The organism is Sulfitobacter sediminilitoris, assembly GCF_010667575.1.
GTDB lineage: Bacteria > Pseudomonadota > Alphaproteobacteria > Rhodobacterales > Rhodobacteraceae > Sulfitobacter > Sulfitobacter sediminilitoris.
Map to the genome: position 1 here is coordinate 175,197 of NZ_JAABNT010000009.1, position 13,780 is coordinate 188,976.

Annotated in this window: 13 protein-coding genes and 1 tRNA gene; 7 read left to right on the forward strand and 7 right to left on the reverse strand. The window is 57.4% G+C overall.

Annotated elements, in window-relative coordinates:
* Window positions 1–74 precede the first annotated feature (74 nt).
* The 6 genes from GV827_RS15135 to GV827_RS23420 form a co-directional block, all read right to left on the reverse strand.
* On the reverse strand, window positions 75–1,304 hold the full coding sequence (locus GV827_RS15135; RefSeq protein ID WP_164354652.1) for an MFS transporter: 1,230 nt from the start codon (window positions 1,302–1,304) through the stop codon (window positions 75–77).
* Window positions 1,305–1,429: 125 nt separating this feature from the next.
* On the reverse strand, window positions 1,430–2,731 hold the full coding sequence (hisD, locus tag GV827_RS15140; protein ID WP_164354653.1) for a histidinol dehydrogenase: 1,302 nt from the start codon (window positions 2,729–2,731) through the stop codon (window positions 1,430–1,432).
* 52 nt (window positions 2,732–2,783) lie between these two features.
* Entirely contained in the window at window positions 2,784–3,299 is a 516-nt protein-coding gene (locus tag GV827_RS15145; RefSeq protein ID WP_164354654.1) for a GNAT family N-acetyltransferase, read from the reverse strand.
* Window positions 3,296–3,766, reverse strand: a complete 471-nt coding sequence (locus tag GV827_RS15150; RefSeq protein ID WP_164354655.1) for a DUF2948 family protein — start codon at window positions 3,764–3,766, stop codon at window positions 3,296–3,298. The genes GV827_RS15145 and GV827_RS15150 overlap by 4 nt, the downstream gene beginning before the upstream one ends.
* Complete coding sequence (gene murA / locus GV827_RS15155) at window positions 3,763–5,034, reverse strand: UDP-N-acetylglucosamine 1-carboxyvinyltransferase (protein WP_164354656.1); 1,272 nt, start codon at window positions 5,032–5,034, stop codon at window positions 3,763–3,765. The genes GV827_RS15150 and murA overlap by 4 nt, the downstream gene beginning before the upstream one ends.
* A 1-nt stretch (window position 5,035) precedes the next feature.
* Entirely contained in the window at window positions 5,036–5,209 is a 174-nt protein-coding gene (locus tag GV827_RS23420) for a hypothetical protein (RefSeq protein WP_204325911.1), read from the reverse strand.
* Window positions 5,210–5,295: 86 nt separating this feature from the next.
* Between GV827_RS23420 and GV827_RS15160 the strand changes: the two genes are divergently transcribed.
* The 6 genes from GV827_RS15160 to GV827_RS15185 all read left to right on the forward strand — a co-directional run bounded on the left by GV827_RS15160 (window position 5,296) and on the right by GV827_RS15185 (window position 9,936).
* Window positions 5,296–5,370, forward strand: a tRNA-Thr gene (locus GV827_RS15160).
* Window positions 5,371–5,569: 199 nt separating this feature from the next.
* Window positions 5,570–6,334 carry a hypothetical protein gene (locus tag GV827_RS15165; RefSeq protein WP_164354657.1) on the forward strand — a complete coding sequence of 255 codons (765 nt, stop codon included), beginning with the start codon at window positions 5,570–5,572 and terminating at the stop codon, window positions 6,332–6,334.
* Entirely contained in the window at window positions 6,324–6,863 is a 540-nt protein-coding gene (locus GV827_RS15170; protein WP_164354658.1) for a tyrosine-type recombinase/integrase, read from the forward strand. Before GV827_RS15165 ends, GV827_RS15170 begins: the two co-directional genes overlap by 11 nt.
* Before the next feature lie 157 nt (window positions 6,864–7,020).
* Entirely contained in the window at window positions 7,021–7,536 is a 516-nt protein-coding gene (locus GV827_RS15175) for a DUF805 domain-containing protein (protein WP_164354659.1), read from the forward strand.
* A gap of 73 nt (window positions 7,537–7,609) precedes the next feature.
* On the forward strand, window positions 7,610–8,242 hold the full coding sequence (locus GV827_RS15180) for a hypothetical protein (protein WP_235930372.1): 633 nt from the start codon (window positions 7,610–7,612) through the stop codon (window positions 8,240–8,242).
* Window positions 8,243–8,424: 182 nt separating this feature from the next.
* Window positions 8,425–9,936 carry a phospholipase D-like domain-containing protein gene (locus GV827_RS15185; RefSeq protein WP_204325912.1) on the forward strand — a complete coding sequence of 504 codons (1,512 nt, stop codon included), beginning with the start codon at window positions 8,425–8,427 and terminating at the stop codon, window positions 9,934–9,936.
* 312 nt (window positions 9,937–10,248) lie between these two features.
* On the opposite strand, the gene GV827_RS15190 is transcribed toward GV827_RS15185, so the two are convergent.
* Window positions 10,249–11,427 (reverse strand): IS5 family transposase, encoded by a 1,179-nt coding sequence (locus GV827_RS15190; RefSeq protein ID WP_164354661.1) that lies wholly within the window; start codon window positions 11,425–11,427, stop codon window positions 10,249–10,251.
* A 224-nt stretch (window positions 11,428–11,651) separates the two neighbouring features.
* On the opposite strand from GV827_RS15190, the gene GV827_RS15195 reads away from it, so the two are divergent.
* Window positions 11,652–13,505 (forward strand): adenylate/guanylate cyclase domain-containing protein, encoded by a 1,854-nt coding sequence (locus GV827_RS15195; protein ID WP_164354662.1) that lies wholly within the window; start codon window positions 11,652–11,654, stop codon window positions 13,503–13,505.
* Window positions 13,506–13,780: the final 275 nt, after the last annotated feature.

Below are 13,780 nucleotides of genomic sequence, written 5' to 3' on the forward strand. Positions count from 1 at the left end.
CTGGGTTGCAGGCATGGTGCCTGTCGGCGGCAGAGCCATAGCCGCCCGGAGGCCGCAAGGCAACAGCGGGCCTGTCAACCAGCTGAGACAGCGGGCTGCAAGCGTTGTTTACCCAACCGGGGATGCAGCCGACCGGCGATACCCCAGGCGGTCAGGCTCAGCGCGCCGGAGGCGAGGAATATTCCCCAGATCGGGGCCGCGAGAAGCACCAGCCAAGCAATGCCCGGCGTCATGATTCCCGACACATCACGGTAGGAAGAATAGACCGCCGACATCTCGGTCCGTTCCGAAGGTTTCACTGCCATCAAGAACGGCAGGCCAGCACAGACATCAAGCAGGATCAGAAAGAAACTACCGACAAAAAGGGCCGCGATGCAGAGCCAGCTGAGACCCGCAGCCGCCCCTGCACCGGCAAGTGTGAAGAGCGTGCCGCACACCAGAAAACCAAAGCGAACGGAGTGGCGGACTGACCGCGCCTGCATCCAACGCAGCATCAACGGCGCAGTAAAGAGCGCCCCGTTCGTCACGGACAGGAGCAGACCGCCAAGTTGGTCGCTGAGGCCATTCTCAACCGCGTAGATCGGCAGATAGACAACGTAGGCCCACCAGCCGCAGGACCGGATCACCGCAAAGAGCCATCCAGCAATCAACCGGGGCTGCACAAAAAAACGCCCCAAAAAGGCCAGCGGATTCGGTGCTGGACCGCGCGCGCGGGTGATCAGCTTGCCGTTGCCCAGCCGCATATAGGCAAAGACTGCCAGCATAAGCGCCGCGGCAATCCCGGAAATCAGGAAGGGCGCGGGCCGCCACCACCCCCAGAGAAGCACCCCCAGTGCAGGGCCCGCTGTCCACCCAAGGGCCGAGTAGAACATGCGCAGGGTCTCGCAGCGCCCCAGTTCGATGCGGGCGATATAGTCAAGAACGTAGGCGTTGAAGCACACGAAGGTCACAACAGTTGCAATCGCGCTGAGCGCAAGTGACAGAATCATGGCCTGCGGCGTGCCGACCATTGCCGCTGCAGCAGCGGCGACAAAACCGGCAGCACCCAGCGCATAGAGCCAGCGGCGCGGGACGAATCGGGTCAGATAAGGCACCAGCAGTCCCGCAGCGAGTGAGCCGAGGCCGATCAGGAAATAGACCTGGCTGATCAGCGCGGGCGCGCGCAGCGCCTCGTATATCGCCACCGGATAGACCGAGATCAGAATGCCGCGCGCCACGGCCTCGCATCCGGCAAGGGTGGCAAAGCCCCGAACTGAAGGGGCGGGTGCATGGCGAAGCCATTCGGGAATGCGCCGTTCGAACAAGGTGCGGCCTTTTGCTGTGTGCCGCGATGCTGGTTCAGGTGGGCGCGTGGGTCTGCGCGGTCCGCGACACAGAAGTCGGAAAAGGTCAATTTCCGGCCAGTCCCGATGTCAGTACCGTGAGACGTTCAGCGGTTCAGCTTGTCGAGCCGCGCCGTGACGGAAAGACCGTGTGCCTCAAGGCTTTCAGAGGCGGCCAGCCGTTCGGCGGAAGGGCCGATGGCCCGCAGAGCTTCGGGCGTCATCCGCGCCAGCGTCGTGCGCTTCATGAAATCAAGCACCGAAAGGCCCGACGAAAACCGCGCGGAGCGGGCGGTGGGCAGGACGTGATTGGGGCCGCCGATGTAGTCGCCGATGGCCTCCGGCGTCCATTGACCAAGGAAGATGGCGCCCGCGTGGTTGATCTGTGCGCTCAGCGCGTCGGGGTCGGCAACGCAGAGTTCAAGGTGCTCGGGCGCGATGCGGTTGGACAGATTGGCAGCAGTGGCAAGGTCCGGGACGGTGATAATCGCGCCAAAGTCGCGCCAACTGGGGCCGGCGATGGCCCTGCGTTCCAATGTGCGAAGCTTGCGGATCACCTCTTGTCCCACAGCCTCGCCAAAGGTCGCGTCAGTTGTGATCAAAATGGACTGGGCGCTTTCGTCGTGTTCAGCCTGGCTGAGAAGGTCGAGCGCGATCCACTCAGGATCGTTGTCGCCATCCGCGATCACGAGGATTTCCGATGGGCCCGCGATCATGTCGATACCGACCTTGCCAAACACACGACGTTTGGCCGCTGCAACAAAGGCGTTGCCGGGGCCGGTGATCTTGTCCACCGGTGCAATCGTGTCAGTGCCGTAGGCAAGCGCCGCGACAGCCTGTGCCCCGCCGATGCGGTAGACCTCGTCGACACCAGAGAGATGCGCGGCCAACAATACCAGCGGATTGAGAACGCCGTCCGGTGTTGGAACGACCATAGCGAGGCGTTCAACGCCTGCGACCTTGGCCGGGATCGCATTCATAAGGACGGAAGACGGGTAGCTTGCCAGACCACCGGGGACATAGAGGCCAGCGGCGGATACAGCGGTCCAGCGCCAGCCAAGGGTGGCGCCGGTGTCATCCACCCACTCGGCGTCTTGGGGTAATTGGCGCTCATGGTAGGCGCGGATCCGGGTCGCTGCCAATTCAAGTGCCTCGCGGTCTTCAGCAGAGACCTGATCAATGGCATCGCTGATCTCATCCGAAGTGATGCGCAGGGTATCAGGGGTCAGTGTTATCCGATCGAACTTGGCAGTCAGATCAATGACTGCCTCATCGCCACCCGCTCGGACGTCCGCGATAATGCCTGCCACGACATTATCCACATCCGGGCTGTCTTCGCGCTTGGCACTCAGGAGCGCGGCAAAGCTTGCCTCGAAATCGGCATCGTCGAAAGAGAGGAATTGCGGCATGGATGGTCTCCGGCTGAAGTCTGGCGACACTTAGACCGGGTGGGGTCGAGTCTCAAGCGCCAGCGAAAAGTTCGGCCCCGTCGAGTGCACGGATCATCAAAAGGTCCGTTCGGTCGATCCCGTTCACGATGACGGAACGAGGACGGCGGCCAAAGGAGGTGAAGCCCAAATCCTTATAAAGCCCGACAGCGGCAGTGTTGGCTTCATCCACAGTCAGTTCGACCTGTTTCAGTCCCTGCCCGGTCAATGTATCCAAAGCAGCTTGCATCAACGCGCGGCCCAGCCCCCTGCCTTGTGCGGTCATGGACACATAAAGGGGGCCGATATCAGCGGTATGGCGCAGACGCGCCACCCCACCCCGGCGGGCGATGACAAAGCCCAGCAATTTGTCGTCGGAAAACGTACCAATGTGGAGTGCACCGTCGATGTTTGCAGCAAAGCGTTCATCGGGAATTGCCAGCAACTCTTCCTCTGTCAGCAGAAATGCTGCGGGCATCTGTCGCAGCCCCTCGGACCAGAGCGCGCGCAGCGCAGGCGCGTCCTGTTGCGTCAGTCGGCGCAGGGTCAATCCGGGTGCTTTGGCAGCTTGCCTGAAGGGGCCGCGTACGGTTTCGTAACGTCCTTGAGGGTTACTTCGATCGCCTCGACGCTGAGACGGAGAGCGCCGTCGCCCGCGAAGTTTAAAAGAATGTGACCGGAGGGCGCTTCGGTTTCCTCGAACACGATTGTCAGTAGAGAAAGGATCGTGTCGGAGTCGCCCTTTGGAACACCCTGACTGGCCACGCCTTTCACGGTTTCGAACATCAGTACCGATTGCACCCGTTCAGGAGCATGCCGGGTTTTTCCTTCATCTTCCCACCGAATACGATTCAGCAGAATGGCAAAGCGCGCTTGACCGCGCTGCCATTTCATTTCCGAGGCCGGGAACACCGCATCCTGACAGAGCGATGAAATCACCTTGAGATCCTCGGCATCCAATGCACCAAGGTTCAGAGGGGCCTCACGGCCATCTTCAAAGCGGGCGTCCTGGGTCATGCGTCCTTGATCCGTTCAATGTCGGCACCAACGCCAGAGAATTTCGCCACAACATGTTCATAGCCGCGATCGAGGTGATAGACACGGGCAACCTTTGTTTCACCTTCGGCCGCCAGCCCCGCAAGAATCAGAGAGACGGACGCGCGCAGGTCTGTGGCCATCACAGGCGCGCCTTTGAGTTTCTCGACGCCAGTAACCGTGGCAGTACCGCCATGAACATCAATATCCGCGCCCATGCGGATGAGTTCGGGCGCATGCATGAAGCGATTCTCAAAAATCTTTTCTTCAAGGACCGAAGTGCCATCCGCCGTGCACAGAAGCGCCATCATTTGCGCCTGCAGGTCGGTGGGAAAGCCGGGGAAAGGTTCCGTGGTGACATCCACGGCATGGATACGGCCGTTCTTGCGCGCGACCTTGAGGCCTTTTTCCGTTTCGGACACCGCGATGCCAGCCGCGTCCAGTTTTTCGCAAAACGCGGCGAGCAGGTCGATGCGCCCCCCCAAAAGCTCAACTTCGCCACCGCAGATGGCGGGCGCGAGCATATAGGTGCCCAGCTCGATCCGGTCAGTCACGACGCGGTGGGTCGCGCCATGCAGGCTGTCGACGCCTTGGATCGTTATGGTGGACGTGCCATCCCCTTCGATCTGCGCACCCATGGCGCGCAGACAGGTGGCAAGATCTACGATTTCGGGCTCTCGCGCGGCGTTGTTGATAACGGTTGTGCCCTTGGCAAGGGTCGCTGCCATCATGATGTTTTCAGTCGCCCCGACAGAGGCGAAGGGAAAGTCGATGACCGCCCCCTTGAGTTTGCCACCCTGCGCGCGGGCATGGAGATAGCCGTCTTTCAGTTCGATTTCCGCCCCCATGAGCGTCAAGCCATCGGTGTGAATGTCCATCGGACGCGCGCCAATAGCGCAGCCGCCCGGCAGCGAGACCTCAGCGTGGCCTTCGCGGGCCAGCAGAGGTCCAAGTACGAGGTTGGAGGCGCGCATCTTGCGCACGATATCGTAATCCGCGCGGGTGTTGATCTCACCGTGGCTCGACAAGGCCAGAACCTGGCCGTCTTGCAGCGATGTGACCTCGGCCCCAAGCGAGCCCAGCAGTTGAGTCATGGTGCGGATATCGCTGAGGCGCGGCGCATTGGTCAGCGTCAGCGGCTCCTCGCTCAGCAGTGTCGCGGGCATGAGGGTGAGACAGGCGTTCTTGGCCCCTGCGATCGGGATCGACCCGTGGAGGGTTTTGCCGCCTCTGACCAGAATTGAGTCCATCTTACCTGCTTTCCTCGATTGGGCCGTCCGTACCCTTGCTATCTTGGCTTTCAGCCTGCCGCGCGCGCGCCTGTGCCTTGCGCCGGGCCATATTGACCTTAAGCGCTGCTTTCAGCCGTTCCTCGCGCAGTTCAGCCTTGGTTTTGGGTGTTTGAGACGTGCCGCCCTTTGCCATGGCGCCTGTCTAGCGCAGGGGCGCGGGAGCGTCCAGATTAGGGTTGCAGTGTTTTTGGATTGCCGCTAATGACCCGGCACATCGGAGCTGCTGTAGCTCAGAGGTAGAGCACTCCCTTGGTAAGGGAGAGGTCGAGAGTTCAATTCTCTCCAGCAGCACCATTAAGCCATTGATTTAATTTAATAAATTACTGCAATTTCGTAGTTATTGCGTGTTGGCTCATAGCGCACTACGCTAGCTTAGTGTTAGCGCAGTGAATTTCAGCTCAATGATATCAGCAGCTTACAGATCAGCGAATCCCGCAGTTAGCGCAGTGCTAGCGCAGACCGTTACCTATGTGCGTTTTCGGTGCGAGCTCCTATGACTGATCTGCGGGATAAAACCGACCTACCCTACCGCTTTTTCAAACCGAAAAATTCCAACCGGTGGAACATACGTTTTTCCATCTCTGGCTTTCCGCAGATCAAGTACGCACTGGGTACTGATGACGATGACGAAGCTCTGCAGATTGCTGCTGAGAAGTACCAAGAAGCTGTGTTCCAAGCCAAGCATGGGATTTTGGCTGCAAACGGCTCGTTCCGCTCAGTGGCGCTGGACTATGTGAAGGCCATGCAGTTGGACGCTCAGCGAAGGCCAAATCGGTTGGGTGCCGCAAAATACGCTGATGCCGTTGTAACGCGCTACTTGATCCCGTTCTTCAAAACCATCGCCATCTCAGCTGTGACGCAAGCCAAGCTATACGAGTACACGGATTGGCGACGATCCTATTGGACAACTGGCGATGGTGCGAAAGAAAAGTTTCTTACGCCATACATGCGCAATGGGAAGAAGGTCTTTCCGCTGGCAAAACACGAAGAAGCAACTGATGCCACGCTGAGGCGTGAGAACGTGATCCTAAGTGGCGTGTTCAAGCACGCCGTTCGCAAAGGGCTGATCAAACCCGGAGATGTTCCCAAACAAGAACTCCCAAAGCCAAAACTGAACAAACGGCCCGCTTTCAAAGTGGAAGAATTCACAAAGTTGGTTCTAACGAGCGAGCAGCGCATTGCTGAAGCTGCGGATAATCCAGACATCATGTTCGCACGTGGCATGCTGCATAATGTTCGCAGGTGGCATGCTGCATAACTTCATCATGATAGCCGCAGACACTGGCATGAGACCCAAAGAGATGTTCAATCTCAATTGGAACCACATCGAAGGGTTGGATCATGCCAGACAATCTCGCGCCAAAGAAGCACGCATCCGCATATCTGCGTTTGGCAAAGGCAGGAACCCTGCTCCGCTCATCCCAAAATCTACAGTAGCTTCACAGCTGCTGAACATACGACGCATCTACAAATTCCGCTTTGGAAAGGAACCAACCGCTGAGATGCCCGTATTCTGCAATTTGAAGGGCGAGCGCATAACAACCTTCAACAAGTCACTCAATGCCCTGCTTGATGCTTGCGATCTACGCACTGATGCGCATGGCCAAAAATTTTCCAGCTATTCCTTCCGCCACTACTATGCGACCCAAGCCCTTCGTGATCCGCAGATTGACGTTTACAAACTAGGCACCAACATGCGCACATCAGTGGCGATGATTGAACGCTACTATTCAGACGTGATTCCAGAAGATCATGCAGCTTTGTTTAGGGGTGATCACGAGTGGTAGATGCGGAAACCGGATATCTGGCGCAGCATAGTAGAATTCCGCTTTGCGGACGAAGCAGCCGATTGCAGGTGCAGCATCTGAGTAGGTTGACCAATGCTTGCAAGATGTCTCCTCGTGTCAGAAAGTATTTGGTAACATAGTCAGGGAGTGAGCAGACATGGGTTTCGTTGAAGCCACCAAGACGTGCCTCGCAAAATACTTTGTTTTTTCGGGGCGTGCGGTGCGTTCCGAGTACTGGTGGTTTGTGTTGTTCGTGGTTGTCGTGAGCATTGTCTTGGCAGTTATGGACGCCGCCCTGTTCGGCATGGACGCGGAAACTGGAGATAGCATCCAAGTCCTCACCCCGATTTTCCAACTTGCCGTTGTCGTACCCATGCTTGCCGCTGGATGGCGTCGACTGCACGACACTGGAAGACCAGGCTGGTACTTGCTTTTGCCTGCAGCTCTGAGCATCGCGACCGTGTTCATGCTGTTCAGTGGCATCGCTGTGTTCTCAGTCCTCGAGCAAGGGGCTGACGACCCTGAAGTGTTGAGAGGCCCAGCGGCTCTACTTGGCGTCACCGGCTTGATGGTTGTGGGGTTTCTTCAACTGATACTCTCGGTGCTGATGATCTGGTGGCTAAGCCGACCGTCACAGGAAGGTACGAATGAATATGGTCCACCCGCAGCTTGAACTTATGACGTGGATCATCAGTGCTCTCGCGGCGGAATGACGAACCACTGCTTAGTTGCCCAGGAAGTGACTTATGAAGAGACATCTAGTCGTCGGCACGGTCCTCACAATCATGGTGTCATCACCTGCCATGGCTGACTGGAGTTTCAGTGGACCGCCCAATGCCAACGCCTTCATCCAGACAGGCAACATGACGCTGGAGTTGCAATGCGATCGGGTCCGCTTCGCGCCAGCAGGTTATGAGGACTCGCAGAACATAGTTTCCAAGCAAGGCCTGTCTTTTCGGTTCATGAAGGATGGTTCGACCGAGGTCGGTGCGTTTCAGGCAGGATCAGTGAATGCGGATATCTCACTCGTCGACAACTATCCTGTTGAGGTCCGTTTCTTCGATCAGGGCGACTACGGTTTTGTCTTGGATCAGATCGCGCAGAACGCGGTTCTGAACCTTTCGATGGCTGATCAGGATGTCTCCTATGGCATCTTTACGCTCAAAGGATCGTCTGCGGCAGTCAGATCCCTGCGCGCGGCATGCAACTCCGGCGTCTCGGCATCTCAGAGCATGGAACCGCCCGAAGGCATCGTCTACTGCGGTGGCGATGCCGTGCAGAGGGTCATCGAATACGCCATCGTGGGTCAACCTGGTGACCAGTGGGATGCCATCGTGACCGTCAATGGCGAGACCCGTTCGCGCGATGACCTCATATAGCTTCTTCGGAGCCTCCCAGCCACCGATAGGCTTCCAGGTCGCGATCCTGGGCGAAGACCGGTCAGAGTTCCTTGTCTTCAGCGATGGGGGTCGGAATTGGATAGAATTCGGTGATTACACTTACGAGCAATGCAATTGAGCCGCACGGGAAAGAGGAAGGTCTGGAGTTGAAAAAGCACTTCATGCGCATTTTGAGAAGCTACCTGCCGTTCCTTATAGCGACTTTCATTGCAGCCTGCACAACCTTAACTCCTTTCGAGGGCAATGAGGAAACGACGCCACCTGCTGTCACGCGCGGCATCTGGTCTGAAATCGAGACCATCAGGAGCGGAGACTGGCAGGTCCCGTTGAACGAAGGAAGGGGCGCGCTTGGTTGGCGCTTGCGCGCGATCGATTCAGCGACCAGTTCGATTGACTTGCAAAGCTTCATCTGGAGCTTCGACGATGTTGGCAGCGTAATACAGGAGCGCTTGCTGGCGGCCGCCGATCGGGGGGTCAATGTTCGCATTCTGATCGACGACAGTTTCCTTGTCGGGGAAGATCAGCATCTTCTCCAACTGCATCGCCATGAGAACGTACAGTACCGTGTCTACAACCCCTATGAGCGTCGCGCGGATAGTGCGATGACACGGTTCATTCTCAATCTCGGGGATTTCGACAGGCTGGATCATCGTATGCACAACAAGTCGATGGTTGTCGACAATCAGGTTGCCATCGTTGGAGGGCGCAACCTTGCAGATGAGTATTTCGGTTTTGATGACGCGGCGAATTTCCGGGACATGGAGCTTCTCGTTGGTGGTCCTATCGTCGAGAAGATCAGCGGCTCATTCGACACCTATTGGAACGATCGCTGGTCGTTCCCGGTGGATGAGATTGGCCGCGTCCGGGCTGCCCATGTGCCCAGAGGAAAGGTTCAGGGCGAAGCGGCTGTGCTTGACCGCATGTATCCCAGAGAGCGTCAGGAGAGCCGCAATGCGGCTTGGCATGACATCGTCAGGCAGTCACATCGCGGAAGGTCCAAGCTTATTACTGATCGGCCCCCGGAAGATCGTCCCGAAGCTCTCAAAGACAGGCCTGTTCAGGTTGCTGATGCACTTTCGCGGCTGATTACATCGGCGCGTGACGAGGTCACCATCGTTTCGGCCTATCTGATACCTACACCTGGCCTTGTCGAAGCCCTCAAGAGTGCCGTCAGCCGAGGCGTCCGCGTTCGGCTTCTGACCAACTCAATCAATTCGAACAACCATATTTCGGCCTATGCGGCCTACAGGGGACATATCGCAGAACTGCTGTCGTTTGGAGCCGAGGTGCACGAGATGCGCACACTTGCCGACACTCGTCCGCGCTACATTTTGCCACCCGTGCTGAAGAAGCATCTGGGGCTGCATGCCAAATACATGATCGTGGATAAGCGGCACGTTGTTGTCGGAAGTGCCAATCTCGACCCGCGGTCTTTGAGGATTAACACGGAACTGGTTCTGATTGTCGACAGTAGCTCCTTGGCGAATGAACTTCTCAAACTGACCGAACCGGACTTTGACGAAAACAGTGCTTGGCGTCTCGCCCTCAAGGACGATGGAAAGATTGTCTGGATGGGAAATGGCATGGTCTTAGATGCAGAACCGGCACTGCGAGGGTTTCAGAGAATTGAAGAATGGTTCTTTGCCCATCTTCCGATCGAAGACGAATTGTGAATTCTGGACAAATTTCTTTATTGGACATCCAAAACCCGCGCCGCGCAACAGTGGCTGAAGCTTCTTGGGCCACGGCAGACGACCCGATGGATGGACGCTAAGGCCTCTCGTCTCTTCTAACACTACGGGCTCGATGCAGACGAAGGCGGATTGGTAGCTTAGGTCAGCTGATCGGGACGAAGCATTCACTTGCTTAACAGGCTGCTGAAAAAGTCGACGCGCGGGAACGATATTCTACCGATGGAATAAATGCGCCCTTCGCTCGTCGGCGAGGGTCTGATGCTTTCGGTCCCTATGCAGTCGCCTTCGGCCTCAATTCCTCAGCAATCTGGGCAATCGGGCCAGGTTATTGGCGGCCATCGTCAGAACGAAGCGGGATCGCACCCGTTCGACGCCGCGATAGACGGCTTGTGCCATGCCACCGACGGTCTTGGCCCAGCCGAAGGCTTCTTCAATCCGCTTTCGATGCTTTATCGACAAGGCATAGCCCTGATGTCGGGTAGTGCGTCCGTCTATCGCTGAATATCTCGATTTCTGCGCGACATGCGGAGTGACGCAGGCCTTCCGAAGGTCGGAGACGAACTGGGCAGCGTCATACCCCTTGTCCGCCCCAAGCGTCAGCCGCCGGGTCGATCCGGGGGAGTGGCGATGCACCATATCCAATGCCGCACGCCGTTCGGCATGGCCGTCGGCCTGGGTGAGGTCGCCCTGAACAATCAGCCCGTGCCGGTTCTCCATCAGCGCGTGTCCCATGAAGCACAACGTCGCACCGGTGCCGGGCGATTTCTTGTATAGCCTTGCTTCCGGGTCGGTGGTCGAAGCGTGGGTGGCGTTCGAACGCTTCTCGCCCTTGAAGTCGACCTCGGCGTTACGGTTGTAGTGATTGGAGTGGGGCATCGGTTCAGTCTCGGGTTCGGATTGGGATTGGGTGGTCTGATTGTCAGGGCCGATGGAGGGCGTTGGCAGATCATCCGGCCCCTCATCGTCGGGTGGCGTGCCCTCCGCCTTCGGCTGGAAACTTTTCATCGACGCCCATGCCTTGATCAATGTCCCATCAACCGAGAAATGCTCATCCGATAACAGCGGTGCCACCTCACGGTGCGCCAGGATCGCCGCCATCACTTTGCGCGACATGTCGGTCGTCAGCAGCCGGTCCCGGTTCTTGGTGAACACCGTTGCGACCCAGACCGGGTCGTCGATGCCAAGGCCGACGAACCAGCGAAACATCAGGTTGTATTGCATCTGTTCCATCAACTGACGCTCGGATCGAACAGAGAACAGGATCTGGATCAGGCTGGCCCGGATCAGCCGCTCGGGTGCAATCGAAGGGCGGCCAAAATCGACGTAGAGCGGGGCAAACTCGGCGTCGAGGCTGGCGAGAGCATCGTTGACCACTTGCCGGATCTTGCGCAAAGGATGTCTGGCGGGAATGCGCTCCTCAAGATCGACGTAGCAGAACAGCGACCCGCTCGTTTCATCTGTCCCGCGCATCTTGACCCCCACCGTTCTCTTCCAAAGGAGGAATCATGTTCTCAAATCGTTGTCCAGATGGGATTATTTCAGCAGCCTGTTAATGCCAGTTCCCGTCTGGAGTCTGACCTGGCTGACATTGGGCCGCCCGGCCTGAATCTGGATAACTCCTTGTCGATATGGAGCGAACTGTCTAGCCAAGGCAGACATATCCTCAATGGCTGTTAGTGTGATATTGTCATTTCATGGAACGCCGGGTTGCCGCTGTGCTTGCCGCTGACATGGTCGGCTTCTCTCGTCTCGTTGAACGGGACGAGGTAGGGACGCTCAAGCGTCAGAAGCGCCACCTGCAAGAACTCATTGAGCCGATGATCACCGCCAAGAAGGGCCGGATCGTGAAGCTCACCGGTGACGGGCTCATAGCCGAATTCTCGTCGGTGGTCGAAGCCGTACAATGCGCTGTCTCCGTGCAGGCTGAGATGGCAACGCGGGAAGCAGATTTCCCCGACGATGATAAGATCAAGTATCGGGTAGCTATCCACCTTGGGGATGTGATTTTCGACGACGGTGATGTCTATGGCGACGGTGTCAACGTAGCCGCCCGGTTGGAGGCCCTGGCAAAACCCGGAGGCGTCGTTGTATCGGGTACGGCCTATGATGTGCTCAAGGCCAATGTAGATGTCGCCTACAAGTCCCTAGGCGAGCAAAAATTGAAGAACATTTCCACCCCTGTGCGGGTCTATCAGGTGGTGGAGGGGTCGCCGGTTGCGCCTGCTGTTGGCGACCCGCGACGGTTGCTGTGGGCTACAGCAGCGGCTGTAGTGGTTATGGCCATGCTCGGGGGGGTGCTTTGGTGGCTACAGAGGCCCGACTCTGAGGCACTCAACCCAGAAGAACCGGCCTTAGCTCTTACAGACAAGCCCTCGATCGCCGTTCTCCCGTTCGACAATTTGAGTGGTGATCCAGAACAGGAGTATTTCGCTGACGGCATCACTGAGGATCTCATCACTGACATGTCCAAGCTAACGGGCCTCACGGTCATCGCGCGGAACTCGACCTTTGTCTACAAGGCTCGTTCTGTGTCTGTAAATGAGATCGGGCAGGAACTGGGCGTGCGCTATGTACTTGAGGGCAGTGTGCGGCGATCTGGTGATCAGGTTCGGATCAATGCCAAGCTAATTGACGCCAAGACCGAAGAAAATCTCTGGGCCGAGCGCTACGACGGCGCTTTGGCGAATGTCTTTTCACTACAAGACGAGGTCACCCGTAAGATCGTTTCAGCACTATCAGTCACCCTGACAACCGAGGAACGGGAAAGCCTGAACGAAGCGTACGAGGTACATCCGGAAGCCTACGATCTCTACCTAAAGGGGCAGTCGCTTGTGAACTCATACTCGCTGCAGTCGAGTATCGAGGCACGTGATTACCTCCAGAGGGCAATTCTTCTCGATCCCTCTTTCGGCCGGGCCTACGCCGCACTGGCCCTTTCCTATGCCGCGGACGCTACCTTTGGGTGGTCAGGCGATCTGACCAGGGCGCAAGACAAGGCAATTAGCTATGCCAGAAAGGCGCTAGCCCTGAACTCAAGCTCGCCTCAGGTCTACATCACTCTGGCGCAAGTTTACGGGTCACAGCGCAATCTCGAAGCGGGGATTGAGGAGGTTCGGCGCGCAATTGCCTTGGATCCCAACTTCGCCGACGGCTATGTTTTGCTAGGGATGTTCCAAGCCTACTCAGGCAGGCCTGATGAGGGGATCGAAGCCATCCTCAAGGCAATGGAGCTAAGCCCAGATCATGGCTATATCTACCCATACGGGCTTGCGGTCGCCCATTTTGTGAAAGCCCAATACGATGAGGCCATTCCAATCTTGGAGGCGGTGCTTGAACGAAACAACAATTTTCACCAAGGCCGCCTGCTTTACATATCGATACTCGGATTGCTGGACCGCATCGACGATGCCGAATGGGAGGCTGAAGAGGTGCTTGCCGCCCTTCCTGAATTCTCGATTGTCGAGGAGGAAGAGCGTGTGCGCTTTGTACGAGAAGAGGATCGGGAACGTTATGTTCTAGGTCTTCGCAAAGCTGGGTTGCCAGACTGAACGCGCCATGGCGGAAATGCTCATTGGTTCCTAGCCCCCGTGCTGCCCGTCTTGTCCGCACAACAGGCACTAAAGCGGCTTTAGCTCTACTCTTCAGCGAATGACATGGTGTGTTTGCGGCGGTCGCTCTCCGGAGGCTAACGAGGTCCTATAGTATCGGCCTCACAAAACCAGCCGTAAAGGAGAACGACCATGACCCATTATGTAGGTCTCGACGTGTCCGTCAAATCCGTATCGATCTGCGTGGTTGATGCCGCGGGATCGGTACTCGCCCG

Coding starts and splice junctions, on each gene's coding strand:
- hisD (WP_164354653.1), bottom strand. CDS start 2,731: ATGCCGCAATTCCTCTCTTTCGACGATGCCGATTTCGAGGCAAGCTTT.
- GV827_RS15150 (WP_164354655.1), bottom strand. CDS start 3,766: ATGACCCAGGACGCCCGCTTTGAAGATGGCCGTGAGGCCCCTCTGAAC.
- murA (WP_164354656.1), bottom strand. CDS start 5,034: ATGGACTCAATTCTGGTCAGAGGCGGCAAAACCCTCCACGGGTCGATC.
- GV827_RS23420 (WP_204325911.1), bottom strand. CDS start 5,209: ATGGCAAAGGGCGGCACGTCTCAAACACCCAAAACCAAGGCTGAACTG.
- GV827_RS15165 (WP_164354657.1), top strand. CDS start 5,570: ATGACTGATCTGCGGGATAAAACCGACCTACCCTACCGCTTTTTCAAA.
- GV827_RS15170 (WP_164354658.1), top strand. CDS start 6,324: ATGCTGCATAACTTCATCATGATAGCCGCAGACACTGGCATGAGACCC.
- GV827_RS15175 (WP_164354659.1), top strand. CDS start 7,021: ATGGGTTTCGTTGAAGCCACCAAGACGTGCCTCGCAAAATACTTTGTT.
- GV827_RS15180 (WP_235930372.1), top strand. CDS start 7,610: ATGAAGAGACATCTAGTCGTCGGCACGGTCCTCACAATCATGGTGTCA.
- GV827_RS15185 (WP_204325912.1), top strand. CDS start 8,425: ATGCGCATTTTGAGAAGCTACCTGCCGTTCCTTATAGCGACTTTCATT.
- GV827_RS15190 (WP_164354661.1), bottom strand. CDS start 11,427: ATGCGCGGGACAGATGAAACGAGCGGGTCGCTGTTCTGCTACGTCGAT.
- GV827_RS15195 (WP_164354662.1), top strand. CDS start 11,652: ATGGAACGCCGGGTTGCCGCTGTGCTTGCCGCTGACATGGTCGGCTTC.